Consider the following 14109-nt stretch of genomic DNA (forward strand, 5'->3'; position numbering starts at 1 on the left):
GGGCATTCCCCTGACGCCGAGCCTCGGTCTGGACTCACATACTGCTGCGAGGCGCGGCGCCCCGCGACACCGCGGCCGAGGAGAGGAAGAGGGCGGCCGGTTCGGCCGTGACGGGTCAGGGCTGAGAGAGAGTCTCTCGGCGCCCGTCGCGGAGAATTTCCATGGCCACTATACTCGATCACGCATCCGCGCCGCCCAGGCCCACCACCCCCTATAAGGTCGACATCTCGCGCGGCTCGCGCATCGGCCGGGTCTCGTCTGAATGGTTCTCGCGGCCCGACGACGAGCGCTATTTGTCACTCAGCGAGCTGCATGCCGCGACTCTGGCGCGGGCGCGCCGCGCCACCACGCGCACCGTCGAGACTCGCGAAGTCCGGGTCGAGGCGAGCCGAGACAATGCCGAGCGGCTGGCGCTGATCGTGCCGGGGCGCGACGAGCCGGTCGCGCCGACGCACTGGTCGTTCGGCCAGCTCTGCACCCTGGTCGGCGCGCCGTCCGGCTACCTGCGCGAGCTTCCGGCACCGCTCGCCGGCATCAACCTCCAGCACGGGCTGCTCAGCCACCGCGCCGAGCTGATGAAGACGCTCGAGACCGAGGACGGGCGTACCGAGCTGCGCGCCGTGACCGGACCCGACTACGGCCGGATCTGGGATCATGAGCTGGTCGGGGCGGTGATGAGGATTGCCGGCAATGGCACCGGCGACACGCGCTGGAAGGTCCCCGGCCTGCTCGATTGGTCGACCATGACCCACAACCCCCATGTCGAGGTCAGCAAGGACACCACCACCCTCTATGCGAGCGACCGCGACGTCTTCCTGTTCCTCGTCGACGATGCCCATCCGATCGAGGCGGGCCGGCTGCCGGGTGGCGACCCCGACCTGTTCTTCCGCGGCTTCTACTGCTGGAACAGCGAGGTCGGCGCCAAGACGCTCGGCATGGCGAGCTTCTACCTCCGGGCGGTGTGCATGAACCGCAACATCTGGGGTGCGGAAGGCTTCGAGGAGATCAGCATCCGCCATTCGAAGTTCGCCGCCAGCCGCTTCGCGCACGAGGCGGCGCCGGCACTCGAGAATTTCGCGACCTCGTCGCCGCAGCCCTTCCTGTCGGGCATCATGGCAGCGCGGGCCAGGATCGTCGCGCGCACCGACGACGACCGGCAGGACTTCCTGCGCAAGCGCGGCTTCTCCAAGGCCGAGACCGGCAGGATCATCGCCACTGTGCTCGACGAGGAGGGGCATCCGCCCGCCTCGATCTTCGACTTCGTCCAGGGGATCACTGCGCTCGCGCGGGAGCGTGCCCATCAGGATGCGCGGCTCGATCTGGAGGGCAAGGCGGCAAAGCTCCTCGCTGCGGTGGGGTAGGCGCCACGTACGGGGGGTGCGGTGTCGGCGCGGTCCTCTCCTCCTTCAGAGGTAGAGGGCTGCGCCGGCTTCATGACGGGTTGAAGGCCGAGAGAGAGTCTCCCGGCTGCCCGTCATGGAGAAGACCCATGACCAAGCATAGCAAGATCGCGCTCAGCGCATCCCGGGACATTCCGTTCAACCTGCTGGTGCTCAGCCAGTCGAACGTCCGGCGCGTGAAGGCCGGCGTCTCGATCGACGCGCTCGCCGCGGACATCGCGCGTCGCGGGCTGCTGCAGAGCCTCACCGTGCGCGCCGAGCGCGGCGGCGAGGGCAATCCCACCGGCAAGTTCGAGGTCCCCGCCGGCGGCCGCCGCTTCCGCGCACTCCAGCAGCTCGTCAAGGCGAAGCGGCTGGCCCGGAACGCGCCGGTGCCATGCATCGTGCGCGAGGATGACGAGATCTCCGCGGAGGAGGATTCGCTCGCCGAGAATACGCACCGCGAGGCGCTGCACCCGCTCGACCAGTTCCGCGCAATGCACCAGCTCGCCGGCCAGGGCACCGGCATCGAGACGATCGCCGCGACGTTCATGACCACGCCCGCAGTGGTCAAGCAGCGTCTGCGCCTCGCCTCGGTCTCGCCCAAGCTCCACCATGTCTATGCCGAGGACGGCATGACGCTCGAGCAGTTGATGGCCTTCTCGGTCTCCGAGGACCATGCGCGCCAGGAGCAGGTCTGGGAGCAGCTCCAGTCGAGCCACAACAAGCAGCCCTGGATGATCCGCAGCAAGCTCACCGAGCAGGCGGTGCGCGCGACCGACAAGCGCGCGCGCTTCGTCGGCCTCGACGCCTATGTCGCGGCGGGGGGCTATGTGCTGCGCGACCTGTTCGAGGACGACGCTGGCGGCTGGTTGCAGGATGTCGGCCTGCTTGAGACGCTGGTGGCCGACAAGCTCGGCGCCCTGGCCGAGGGCGTCGGCATGGAGGGCTGGAAATGGGTCGTCGCCGCGGTCGACCTGCCATACCGCTATGACGACGGCATGCGTCCGATCGAAGGCGCGCAGCCCGAGCTGACCGGCGAGCAGGAAGCACGGCTGGCAGCGCTTCGTGCGGAAGCCGACGCGCTCGAGGCCGAATGGGCGGAGGCACGCGACATTCCCGACGAGGTCCATGTCCGCGTGAATGCGATCGACGAGGAGATCGCCGGGCTGGTGCAGCGGCCCCTTACCTATGATCCGGACGAGATGGCGCGCGCCGGCGTGTTCGTGACGATCGACCATCTCGGCAATCTCGACGTCGATCGCGGCTATGTCCGCCCCGAGGACGAGCCGGTGGTCGCCGATGAGGAGGAGGAAGAGGTCGAGGTGCGCGAGCCCGAGGCCGACGCCGAGGATGGCGCTGCCGGCGTCACCGTCGGGCAAAGCGAGCCGACCGACGAGGACGAAGATCCCGACGACCTGCGCAAGCCGCTCCCCGATCGGCTCGTCACCGAGCTCACCACCTGGCGGACACTGGCGCTGCGCAACGCGGTCGCGCTGAGCCCGCAGGTGGCGTTCGCCGCGGTGCTGCACGCGATCGTGCTCGACACCTTCTACGCCTATTCGAGCGCCCAGAGCTGCGTGGGCATCTCGATGCGCGGCGGGAACCTCGGCACCCAGGCACCGGGCCTCGCCGACTCTGCCCCTGCGCGGGCGATCGACCAGCGTCATGCGCAATGGGCGGAGCGCCTGCCCGACGATCCGGACCAGCTCTGGGAGATGCTCGCCGGCCTCGGCGCCGACGACCAGGCGTTGCTGTTCGCGCACTGCGCCGCGTTCGGCATCAATGCGGTGTGGGAACCGGCCAACCGCTATAATGAGGGCCGGGTGTCGGCACGGGCGGTCGCCGGCAGGATCGAGCATTCGCACATCCTCGCCCGCGCGGCCGGGCTCGATCCGGTCGCGGCGGGCTGGTCCGCGACGGTCGATAATTATCTCGGGCGTGTGACCAAGCTGCGGATCCTCGCCGCGGTCGAGGAAGCCAAAGGTGCTGAGACCTCGGGGCGCCTCACCGGCTTCAAGAAATCCGACATGGCGCGCGAGGCAGAGACGCTGCTTGCGGGCAGCGGGTGGCTCGCCGAGCCGCTGCGCACGTCGACAGAGCCCGAGCCGGTCCCGCCGGTGGCGCCGGCGGAGGCCGCGTCGGGTGCCGAGCCGCTGTTGGACAGTGAGGACGAAGCGCCGCTCGCCATCGCCGCCGAATAGCCCGGCCAATTTGGGGATCCGCTGTGCGCGGCGGGTCCCCTCCTTTTGCGGGAGCCGATCATGGCCCAGGCCTCGGACCTGTCCCGGCAGCTCGCACAGCGTGCCGAAGTCGTCTGCCGCCACTATCTGCCCGCCGGGCATCGCAACGGTCGCTACTGGATCGTGGGGGATGCTCACGGATCCAAGGGACATAGCCTGTATGTACGGTTGAAGGGCCCCGATCGCGGCAAGGGCGCGGCCGGCAAATGGACCGATGCCGCAACCGGCGAACATGGCGACTTGCTCGACCTGATCGGCATCCATTGCGGACATTTGGCGCTGACCGACACGCTCGCCGAGGCGCGCCGCTTTCTGTCTTTACCGCAGCCTCGCTCCGAGCTCGAGGGCACGCCGTCGCCGCAGGGGTCGCCACAGGCAGCCCAGCGCCTGTTCGCCGCGTCCGGGCTGATCGGCGCGACGGTCACCGAGCGCTATCTGCTCACCCGGTGCATCACCGGCCTACGCGGCGAGCGGTGGCTCCGCTTCCATCCGCGCTGCTGGCATCGACGCAGCACCGACGATCCGCCCGGCACCCCCTCGGCGATGCCGGCACTGATCGCGGCGGTCACCGACGAGGACGGCACCGTCAGCGGGGTTCAGCGGACCTGGCTCGATCCGCGCGACTGCGCCAAGGCCCGGCTCGCGCGGCCGCGACGGGCGATGGGCAACCTGCTCGGCAACGGCGTCCGCTTTGGTGCCGCCGGCCCGGTCATGGTCTTCGGCGAAGGCGTCGAAACCATGCTATCGCTCCGCATGGTGCTGCCACGCATGCCGATGATCGCGGGCCTGTCCGCCAACCATCTCGCCGCGCTTAATTCCCCGGCGGCGCTGCGCCGCCTCTATGTCGCGCGCGAAGCCGATAGCGCGGGGAAGATGGCGTTCGCCGCCTTGTCGGAGCGCGCGGCGTTGGCGGGTGTCGAGCTGCTGCCGCTTGCTTCCCGGCTCGACGATTTCAACAGCGACCTGTGTGCCGATGGGGTCGAGGCGTTGGTCCGACATCTGCACCCGCAGCTCCAGCCCGAGGATGCGCTGCAATTGTCCTGACCGCGGGGCGCCGCCGATCGCACGCCAACGCCATTCCTGCCATCTGCGAGAGCCGCGCCCGGCCTTCGAAAGGGCGACGGATCGGCAAGCGGCACGGGCGCGCAACGGCGCCGCCCGGCTATTTTCCGCCGCGGGTGCGCGCACCCGCTTTGCATCGCGAAGCAAAATAGCCGGCTTTGCCGTCCTCCGCTTGCGCTCCGGCCTCCCGCGGGAGGTGCGCGCCCGCGCCGGCATGCCGTCTCGTGTCGCCGGAAGGCCGCGAGGGCGCGGCAACAGACGGGAGACAGGCCATGATCGACGACGATCGCGAGGAGCCGCAGGGCTCGCAATTCTCAGAGCTTCTCCAGGAACTCGAACTGTTCGGGCGCAGGCCGTTCGACGACGACCTCGATCCCCGCCCGCTGCCCGAGGGCCGGATGGTCGAAGGCGCCGCCGCCGACACTTTCGATGCGATGATCGCCTGTCTCGGCGACACCCGCCTCGAGCCCGACCTGGAGGATCTGCTCTGGGGCTTCACCAATGTCTTTCACCGCGCGATCGAGCGAATCGAGCGCGACTTGGACGGCAACGAGCTCGGCCAGCGCCGGCTGCAACGCGACCAGGACGGCTCCGAAGTCAAATCGGTCGAGCTGGAGACCGCGATCGCTGAAGGGCGCACCATGATCGAGCGCCGCGACGCGATGGAGGCGTTCCGCGAGGCCTTTGCCGAGCAGTTCCGCCATCATCTCCGCAGGCCCTGGCTGCCGCGCAGCGGATCGATGCTCAACCGCCGCGCTATGACCGCCGCGGTGATCGAGAGCCGCGAGTTCGTCAACGAACGGCGCCATGCCGACGCCAGGCTGCTCGTGCCTGCCGGCGAGCGCATCTATTTGAGCGGCGGTGCCGATTATTGCGACCATCGCAAGGTCTTCCAGGTGCTCGATGAAGTGCATGGCCGCCATCCGCAAATGGTGCTCCTCCATGGCGCCTCGCGCACCGGTGTCGAGCACATCGCGGCGCTCTGGGCTCGCGAGCGCAAGGTGCCGCAGGTGCCGATTGCACCCGACTTCGCCAGGCACAGCCGGGCGGCGGCACCATTCAAGCGCAACGACCAGGTGATCGGCATGATGCCTCGCGGGATCATCATCTTTCCCGGCGGCGGCATCCAGGACAACCTCTTCGACAAGGCCCGCACGGCCGGCATCGCGATCCTCGACCATCGGCGGCGTTGATCGTCGCCTCGCACAGCCAGACCCGGGCGAGGCTGTCCTGGCCCGCGTCGGCGGCGCGCAACATGGGCTTCGCCCATGTCCGCCACTGCGTTTCGGCCCTTCGGGTGCGCCCCGCCTCGCATCGCGGGCCCGCGGCGCCTTTCTCCCCCGGCTCCGGCCGGCCATGCGACAGGAGAACGATCATGAACCGCGATCTTCGCAGACTGCGCAATGCGCTCGACGCCATGCCCGAGCCCGAACGCCAGGTGTTCGACCGGGCACGCTACCGCGACCTCGACTATTTCCAGATCGCCGCCGAGCTCGACATCACCGTTGCCGAAGTTGAGCGGCTGCTCGGATCCGCCATGGTGCATCTCATGGAGTTTCGCGAAGCTCCAAGGGAACATTGAGGACACGGCCCGCCACAGCTAGGAAATGATCATGCGCGTCGATCTCGACCACCTTCCCGATGTCCAGCAGGCCGAGCTGGCGCGCGTGCGCGATACGCTGATGGTCGAGTTCGCGCAGGCGATCTCGACCAGCACCCAGCCGTGGAAGAAGAACGGCAGGATCCTCAAGATCATCCTGTTCGGCAGCTATGCGCGAAGCGATTGGGTCGACGAGCCCGAGAATGGCTACCAGTCGGATTTCGACCTGCTCGTCATCGTCAGCCATGAGGATCTGACCGACATCGCGGCATATTGGTATATCGCTGAGGACAAGATCCTCCACGATCCCAAGGTGCAGCGGCCGGTCAATATCATCGTTCACACCCTCGACGAAGTGAACAAGGCGCTCCAGCGCGGCGAGTATTTCTGGGTCGATATCGTCCGCGATGGGGTGGTGCTTTACGAACTGCCGCAGCACACGCTGGCGGCGCCGAAGCCGCTGACGCCAGCGGACGCGCTGGCGATGGCGCAGCGCTATTTCGAGGATGAGATCCGGTCGGCGGCGAACTGGCTTCGCATGGGTGAACTGGCGGCAGCCGAGGGCTCAGATAAAGACTGGCGCAACAAAGCCGTGTTCAATCTGCACCAAGCGACCGAGACCGCGTACGCCTGTTTCCTCTTGGTCCGCACACTTTATTTCCCACGCTCTCACAACATCAAGTTCTTACGGTCGCTTTCCGAGGACAAGGAGCCGCGCCTAGTGGCCGCATGGCTGCGCACCAATCGTATTGAACGGCGTCGTTTCGAGTTGCTCAAGCGCGCTTATGTCGAGGCCCGGTATTCGCCGAGCTATGAGATCAGTATTGAAGATCTCACCGCCCTCACGGCTTCGGTAAAGGACCTGCGGGACATCGTCGAAGCGGTGAGCCTCGAACGGCTAGAGTCCCTTAGTTTGCAAGCGGGCATTTAATTTTAGAACGGCGGGTGCGTTCCGCGCTTGCCGCGCGACCGCGCTCTATGCCGCTATGCGGCACTGAGTCCCTAAAGGGTCTCGGCCGCCCAAGGGCGGTGACGATCGCGAACGCAGAAGTTAGGTCTACCTTGCAACCGTTCAGGACTCTTTCAGCGCTGCCCCCAGCTCTCATCCCAGGCTCCGACGCATTATCAGGGCTTTTAGGCTTGGCGTTCTCTGCAAGTCATTTGGCGGAAAGCGCCAATGCCCTCAAGCGAGGGGCCGCTTAGCACGACTCCATCGGGCCAGCCGCTTTGGCCCGGACGAATGGAGTCGGACACATGAACAATCTGATCAAGGACGCGCTGCGGATTCCCGTCAGCGAACCGAGCCAGACGATCTCGGTCAGCCCTGTGGTTCTCGAGGTCGAAGGACGCGAGATCCCGCTCGAACTGCGCATCACTGCGCCCCTGGCCGGCGACAAGCTACCGATCGTCCTCCTGTCGCACGGCCATGGCCCATCCTCCTACCTTCCGTCGAAGGACGGCTATGGACCACTCGTGAACTTCTTCGCCGAGCACGGTTTCGTGGTGATACAGCCGACCCACCTCAATTCGAAGGTTGCCGGCCTGCCTGCCGACGCCCCGGGAGGCCCGCTCTTCTGGCGTTCGCGTGTCGAGGACATGACTGCCATCATCGACCAGCTCGACACGATCGAGGCTGCCGTCCCGCCGATCGCCGGACGCATGGATCGCGACCGCATCTCGGTCATCGGCCACTCGATGGGCGGCCAGACCGCAGGCATGTTGCTGGGCGCCCGGTTGACCGATCCAAACGACCCGGACGCACAGGATGTCGACCTCTACGAACCGCGTATCAAGGCCGGCATCATGCTGACCGCGCCCGGCAACGGGGGCACTTCCCTGAGCGAGATGGCGGCGACCCGCTACAGCTTCTTCAATCCGGACTTCTCGCATCTCGCCACGCGGACCTTGGTGGTCGTGGGTGATGAGGACACCTCCGCGCACCTCACCGTTCGTGGTCCCGCCTGGCACGAGGACGCCTATCACGAGGGGCCGGGTGCTGAGGCGCTACTAACCATGGTCGGCGGCAAGCATGGGCTCGGCGGCATCGCGGGCTATGATGCACGGGAGACCGACGATGAGGATCCGGAGCGCCTGGCGATCGCCCTTCGGATGACATGGGCCTGGCTGCGATCGGCCTTGTACGAGGGGGACAAGGCTTGGGCAGCGGCTTGGCAGGCGCTCGCCGCACATTGCAGCGATCATGCCCGTGTCGAGGTCAAGTGACGAGAACTTGTCCCGCCGGCCGGCCTACTTGGGCTGGCCGGCGACCTTGACCGCCGACGCGACCTGGTCTCTCCTAAGGGCGCCAAAGATGACGAACAGCATTCCCGACAAGTGCCGCCTGCAGCAGTCCTTTTGGTCGGCAATCGAGGCGACCGGCCTCAGCCCGGTCGCCGTGCTGCGGCAGGCGCGCCTGCCCGTCACGCTGCATCTCGATACGCGTCGCTTCGTGAGCACCGAGCAGCTTTTCTCGCTCTGGTCTGCGACGTCCGAACTGGCCGGGGATGCGGACTATTGGCTGCGCTTCGTACAGGCGACCGACTCAGTCGGACACCAGCCGATGTTCGTGGCCGCCTGCCTCGCGTCCGATTTCCGGGATGGCGTTCGCCGGATCGCGCGATTCAAGCAGTTTACGATGCCGGAGCAGATCGTGGTCGAGGAGCGCGGCCCGGAGGTCCATATCAGCAAGGACTGGTTCCACGCCGCGAGTCACGAACCTGACCTTTCGGTCGATGTCAGCTTTGCCTTCCTGCTGTCGCTCGGAAGGCGGGGGACCGGCCAGCGGCTCACTCCGATCCGGCTCGAGCTATCCCGCGGGGGCGTGCCCTCGCCTGGGCAGGCGGAGTTCTTCGGCTGCCCGATCCTACACGGCCGCCCGCGCGACATGCTGGCGCTGAAGGCCTCCGATCTTGATCGGCGTTTTCCCGGACACAATGCCGAACTGATCGAGATCGTCACGCCGGCGCTGGAGGAAAGCTTCGGTCGCCTCCGGCCCCGCAGCTCATTTTCGGAGCAAGTGAAGGCCGTGCTGAAGCGCGGCTTCGCAAGCGGCCGTCCAGAGATGGCGGCAGTCGCGCGTGACCTTGGGACGAGCGAACGCACTTTGCAGCGCCGCATCACCGACGAGGGGGGCAGCTTCCGCGCGCTAGTGCAGGAAGCGCGGAAAGAACTCGGGCAAAAGCTGCTGTCAGACCCCTACACTGACATAGCAGAAGTCGCGTGCATTCTGGGCTTCCAGGACACGACTTCGTTCTATCGAGCTTTTCGCAGCTGGGAGGGCGTTACTCCACAAGTCTGGCGAAACCGTAGTGCTGCGACACACGGCTGAGCCCCAAGATGCGTGCGACTGATCTGCCATATCTGAAAAGGTTGCGGCGAGCGTAGGGCAGTATTGCACCCTAGTTTCTGTGATTCACCGCCCCGTCCTCAAGCCCCCAAGCCGCCGTTTGTTCATGCAGCAACGACGGTCATGATTGGGGGGAAGCCGCCCGTCCGCTTTCGGGCGGCGATCGCGCGTAAGCAGACGTTTGTTCAGGTGGCGAGGTAGGGGGCTCAAACCTTGGCGTTGGGGGGAGAGCTGCCGGTCCCCTTTCGGGCAGCGAGATGGCGTAAGCGGACGTTTATTCCGGGAAGCTTGAAACGGCAGCTACGCGCCCCATTAACGGCCGTTCAGCTGATTCGGCGGCGTGCCCGGAAGCTGCCGTTCTTCCGGCGCATACCAAGATGTGGAACTCTTGATCTGTATCAAGCGTACTGCTGTTTCACGTCGGCGATTTGCCCTCGCGAAATGCGACGTTTCGTACTGGATGAGCTGTGCCGCGTGAACCAACCGTCGTCACGGTCTCGAGCGCACGCCAGAGCTGCGAACGGATCGGGGAAAATCTTGCTCGCTGCGTCCCGATGCCGCGGCAGGATAATGGCTTCAGCGACATGTTGCGACAACTTGACCGCGTCGGCCCTACCTCTTCGTTGGACACGACGAGGCGATAGGACCAGCACGGGAAGTTTACGCGGGTGAAGCTGTTAGTGCGCGCCGCAGCGGCGAACAGGCCGCTGCCTGTACCGCGCACATTGTCGGCAGCAACAGCCGCGAACCGGCAGCCACGCCGTCGTCAGAACCAGCGAACCGATTAAGGTCGGCAGAAAAGTGGGCGGTCCGAGAGCGCCGCTGGAACGCGCTCCAAGGCGGTCAGCGCATCAGGCCAGCGGCGCGCAAAGCGTCTTCTATGATGCGTCCGACACCACCGGAGGTCGGATGCGCAAGCTTTTCGGTGCCAGGAAGCTCGGCAGCCACCATTGCCGGCGGCGAGGCTCCGGGGCGTTGCGCCGGTGAATGCTGCGCTGCTTCAGTGCTGGCGGCTAGATCTTCCGCCTGTACCTGCTCGAGACCCCAGAAACGTGCAATCCGGCGCGTCGATGAAATCTGCGCCTCAAGCATATACGGCCCAGCGGAACCGCAGGCCTCCACGCCCGAGGTGCTGAGCGGAGTTCCGTGGCCGAGGCCGGCAATGCGATACTCCTCGATCACCTCCCGCCCGCGAACGTCACGCCATAGGCGACGAACGTGGCCATTAATGCTCTCCTCGGCACTCGGCTCGTTTCCAACTCCGTGGAGCACTCGCCATTGCTCGACCACCAAGGCTGAATTCGCGTGGTCGACGGTCGTGTCGCAGTCGCCGTGCCAAACCGAGATCGTTGGCCATGGACCTTTGTGTGAGGATGCAGCAGCGACGAGAGCACCGAGCGAAGCTGCTGGCGGCCCGCCATGCGCGCGCATCCGATCGAAGGCCTGCGGAACCGAAGTGGCAGTGCCGTAGGGCAAGCCGGCGATGATCGCACCACCTGCAAACACTTCGGGATAGGTAGCGAGCATCACCGAGGCCATCGCGCCGCCGGCGGAAAGGCCGGTCACGTAGACGCGGGCAGGATCCAGTTCATGCCGGGCTACCATCGCAGAAACCATCTGGCGGATAGAAAGCGCCTCACCAGAATCTCTCCGGGTATCCTGCGTATTGAACCAATTGAAGCAGAGGTTCGCGTTGTTCCCGCGTTGCTGCTCTGGATACAGGAGCGCAAAACCCAGTTCATCGGCAAGCTGCGACCAACCCGAGCCGCGATCATAGCTTGCGGCGTCCTGGGTGCAGCCGTGAAGCACGACCACCAGCGCTCCTGACTCATGCAGCGCCTCGGGCATGTAGAAGCGGCCCCGGAGCGCACCCGGATTGGAGCCGAACGCGGGGAGGTCAGTCAGGCGGTCTCCGCCCGCGACTGCCGGCGCCTGAGCACGCAGCCGAGACAGGCGGTTCAGCGTATCGTTCAAGCTTCGCATGTGGCTTTCTCCCGGCCACGGCGAAAGCCCTGACGTACGTGACAGTGTCTATTGCTGCACTGCACAATGTTGGAGTAGCCGCACATCACAACAAGGCCGCCGAAGAATTATTTCCGGCCTGCCGACAGGACTGGTGCCGGAGTGCCACGGTCACCATATACCCCTATCGCGCTGTCCGTATCGAGCCTGGTCGCGACTGAGAGTTCTTCATGCTCCCGCTCTGACGCGGAGCTTTTCTGTCATCCTTTCCCTGACTCCCTTTTTGCGCGGGTCGCACCGCACACCGTCGCTGCGCGCAAGCAGGCGGCGGGGCCAGAGGGCGGCGACGACCGGGCATGTTCACACAGCGCCCCGCGCACGGCTGGAGCCTCCGCTCCGATGGGGAACGCTTCCATCTTCATCCAAAGGCCCGAGAGGGCGAGACCAAGGAGCCTGACGACATGGCCAAAGGACAGCAGCGCGGCAACCGCGAGGCCCGCAAGCCTAAGAAGCCGGAACTTCCGAAGCAGAATGCGTCCAATCCTTCGCTGAATGGCGCGCCTCCGACTCGGTCGCCCAAAAAAGCCTGAGCCGAACCTCATCCAAGAAAGGCGACCCATGCAGCCGTCATCAACACTCTGCCGTACCCGGGAAGCGCATCACCATGCGCTTGCCGCCTCCTCGGCGCTCGAAAATGTCCGGGTCGTTGCGAGCGCAGCTGCGGCCGCCTGGGCCAAGGAAGGTCTCGCCGCCAGTCTGCGCGAGGAACGAAAGCTTCGTACCCGGTCGGTGGCGAAGGCGCATGCCATACAGAGCGAACCTCCGTCCGCCGGCATTCGCGAGCTGAGTGAGAATCCTGACCGAGGGCATGCCGACGAATAGACTTGCCGAGGGTCGACGGCTGCAGTTCTGGAGATAACGGATGCGGCTGCAGATATCGCATGTCACTGTCTATGCTTATCGCGAACCGGTAGAGCTTCTTCCACACCGGATGATGCTCAGCCCCGGAGTTCGCATGCGCTCCGGCTGATCTCCGGCCTCCTAAGCTGCGAACCCTCGGCGGAGCTCGAATGGACGCAGGACGTGTTCGGCAACCTCGTCGCGACCGCGTCCTTCAGTCAGCCGGTGGAGCGCCTGGTGATCACCAATCGCATGATTATTGAACAAAACGCTGCCGCCTGGCCGATCCTCAAGATCGCGCCGCGCGCGCACCGCTATCCGTTCGACTATTCGCAGGACGAGCGGACCGATCTTGGCGCACTGGTGAAGCCGCAGCATGAAGACCAGGATGGCCGGCTTGCGGCTTGGGCGCGCGCGAAGATACTTGGGGGCGAAACCGACACCCTGTCTCTGCTGCAAGACTTAAACGCCGCCGCCAGCGCAGGGCTGACCTATGTTGTGCGAGAGGAGTTGGGGACACAGTCCCCGCGGGAGACGCTCGATCTCGGCTCAGGCTCATGCCGCGATTTCGCCACGCTGTTCATCGAAGCAGTTCGGGAACTCGGTTTCGGAGCCCGCGCGGTCTCGGGGTATCTTTTCGATCCGCCGCTCTCGGATGATGCCGCTGACCGGAGCAGCCAACACGGTGCCATGCACGCATGGGCCGAGATCTATTTGCCCTGCGCTGGTTGGGTTGCCTTCGACCCCACTAATGCTCGCATGGGCGAAGCGCATCTGGTGCCCGTCGCCGTCGGCCGCAGCATTGCGCAGCTAAGCCCGGTCGACGGCCGCTACATTGGCGCGACAGAAGCCTTTCTCAGCATGACGGTGGAGGTCTCCGTAACAGGCCGAACCGATGATCCAGGCTCAAAGGACGACATATGGAAACCCGACTGATTATCGCGTGGAGCCTGGTGCTTGCGTTGACGCTGCTGGTCGCCGGCTTCGTCGCGTTCAGGATCTATTATTCGCGCGAGCGCTCATATCTGCGCCGTTTGCGGAAGGAAAAGCGCGCTTACGAAGCTCGAGACGTGCCGCCGCGCCTCTGAGGGGGCACACGGCATCGATGGCCGATTGGCCCTGTCCCGTTCGCCACGACTGTTGTGCCGTCCAAAACGAGGGAGCGCTATTCCGCGCGAGGGGATATCGGAAGGCATGTTTGCGCCTTTGTCGCGCCGCCCCGGCACCTGCTACATCCCGACCCGGCACCGGGTCCGACCGAGGTCAGTTCGCACGTCAGCCGGTCTCCACCTTACCTCGCGCACGCATAGTCGCCAGATCTCCTCGCATCTGGCGAAGAACGCGCGAGCGATGTTCATATGTTGTGTCGCTGGCCAATGCTGCCGCTGACGAAGTCGGTGGAAAAGGTAGTGGTCATGTCAGCAATCGCCGCTTGCAGCGCGTCTGCCTCCGACCCCTGAGGTGCCACCATCAGCGCTGATGCAGGACTGTCATTGCCTTGCGGCGCAATCATATGGTGAATGCCCATAGCGTGTCTCCTCGACCGAGCGGGAGCACGAAGCATCTCTCAGTCGCAGCGCGCTCATGGCAGGAGCTGCGATGGCTACAATATGGGGT

13 protein-coding genes and 1 pseudogene are annotated in these 14109 nt (G+C 65.6%); 12 read left to right on the plus strand and 2 right to left on the minus strand.

Annotated features, from left to right (window positions below; all coding sequences use genetic code 11):
* The first annotated feature begins 161 nt into the window (after nucleotides 1-161).
* The 8 genes from AC3WJI_RS00005 to AC3WJI_RS00040 all read left to right on the plus strand — a co-directional run bounded on the left by AC3WJI_RS00005 (nucleotide 162) and on the right by AC3WJI_RS00040 (nucleotide 9612).
* Nucleotides 162-1361 (plus strand): DUF932 domain-containing protein, encoded by a 1200-nt coding sequence (locus tag AC3WJI_RS00005; protein ID WP_492755171.1) that lies wholly within the window; start codon nucleotides 162-164, stop codon nucleotides 1359-1361.
* A 128-nt stretch (nucleotides 1362-1489) separates the two neighbouring features.
* Nucleotides 1490-3583, plus strand: coding sequence for a ParB/RepB/Spo0J family partition protein (locus tag AC3WJI_RS00010; protein ID WP_492755172.1), 2094 nt, complete (start codon nucleotides 1490-1492; stop codon nucleotides 3581-3583).
* 60 nt (nucleotides 3584-3643) lie between these two features.
* A complete protein-coding gene (locus tag AC3WJI_RS00015; protein ID WP_492755173.1) occupies nucleotides 3644-4666 on the plus strand; it encodes a DUF7146 domain-containing protein in 1023 nt (340 codons plus the stop codon).
* 290 nt (nucleotides 4667-4956) lie between these two features.
* Complete coding sequence (locus AC3WJI_RS00020) at nucleotides 4957-5877, plus strand: DUF2493 domain-containing protein (RefSeq protein ID WP_492755174.1); 921 nt, start codon at nucleotides 4957-4959, stop codon at nucleotides 5875-5877.
* 182 nt (nucleotides 5878-6059) lie between these two features.
* A complete protein-coding gene (locus tag AC3WJI_RS00025) occupies nucleotides 6060-6266 on the plus strand; it encodes a sigma factor-like helix-turn-helix DNA-binding protein (protein WP_492755175.1) in 207 nt (68 codons plus the stop codon).
* 31 nt (nucleotides 6267-6297) lie between these two features.
* Nucleotides 6298-7215 (plus strand): HEPN domain-containing protein, encoded by a 918-nt coding sequence (locus AC3WJI_RS00030; protein WP_492755176.1) that lies wholly within the window; start codon nucleotides 6298-6300, stop codon nucleotides 7213-7215.
* Between the two features lie 323 nt (nucleotides 7216-7538).
* Entirely contained in the window at nucleotides 7539-8507 is a 969-nt protein-coding gene (locus AC3WJI_RS00035; RefSeq protein WP_492755177.1) for an alpha/beta hydrolase family protein, read from the plus strand.
* Nucleotides 8508-8595: 88 nt separating this feature from the next.
* Nucleotides 8596-9612: an AraC family transcriptional regulator gene (locus AC3WJI_RS00040; protein WP_492755178.1), complete on the plus strand. Its 1017-nt coding sequence runs from the start codon at nucleotides 8596-8598 to the stop codon at nucleotides 9610-9612.
* An 861-nt stretch (nucleotides 9613-10473) separates the two neighbouring features.
* Here AC3WJI_RS00040 and AC3WJI_RS00045 read toward each other — a convergent pair.
* The gene (locus AC3WJI_RS00045) at nucleotides 10474-11613 is read right to left on the minus strand and encodes an extracellular catalytic domain type 1 short-chain-length polyhydroxyalkanoate depolymerase (RefSeq protein WP_492755179.1); all 1140 of its coding nucleotides are present in this window, start codon (nucleotides 11611-11613) and stop codon (nucleotides 10474-10476) included.
* Between the two features lie 440 nt (nucleotides 11614-12053).
* Here AC3WJI_RS00045 and AC3WJI_RS00050 point away from each other — a divergent pair, with 440 nt between their 5' ends.
* The 4 genes and pseudogenes from AC3WJI_RS00050 to AC3WJI_RS00065 all read left to right on the plus strand — a co-directional run bounded on the left by AC3WJI_RS00050 (nucleotide 12054) and on the right by AC3WJI_RS00065 (nucleotide 13580).
* Nucleotides 12054-12182 (plus strand): hypothetical protein, encoded by a 129-nt coding sequence (locus AC3WJI_RS00050; RefSeq protein ID WP_492755180.1) that lies wholly within the window; start codon nucleotides 12054-12056, stop codon nucleotides 12180-12182.
* Between the two features lie 332 nt (nucleotides 12183-12514).
* Nucleotides 12515-12696 (plus strand): annotated as a pseudogene (locus AC3WJI_RS00055) (transglutaminase N-terminal domain-containing protein); the annotation flags it as partial.
* Between the two features lie 48 nt (nucleotides 12697-12744).
* Nucleotides 12745-13428 carry a transglutaminase-like domain-containing protein gene (locus AC3WJI_RS00060; protein ID WP_492755355.1) on the plus strand — a complete coding sequence of 228 codons (684 nt, stop codon included), beginning with the start codon at nucleotides 12745-12747 and terminating at the stop codon, nucleotides 13426-13428.
* Nucleotides 13413-13580: a hypothetical protein gene (locus AC3WJI_RS00065; protein WP_492755181.1), complete on the plus strand. Its 168-nt coding sequence runs from the start codon at nucleotides 13413-13415 to the stop codon at nucleotides 13578-13580. Before AC3WJI_RS00060 ends, AC3WJI_RS00065 begins: the two co-directional genes overlap by 16 nt.
* Nucleotides 13581-13846: 266 nt before the next feature.
* On the opposite strand, the gene AC3WJI_RS00070 is transcribed toward AC3WJI_RS00065, so the two are convergent.
* Complete coding sequence (locus tag AC3WJI_RS00070; RefSeq protein ID WP_492755182.1) at nucleotides 13847-14020, minus strand: hypothetical protein; 174 nt, start codon at nucleotides 14018-14020, stop codon at nucleotides 13847-13849.
* Nucleotides 14021-14109: the final 89 nt, after the last annotated feature.

Source organism: Sphingomonas sp. FW306-1B-B10E, assembly GCF_058782005.1.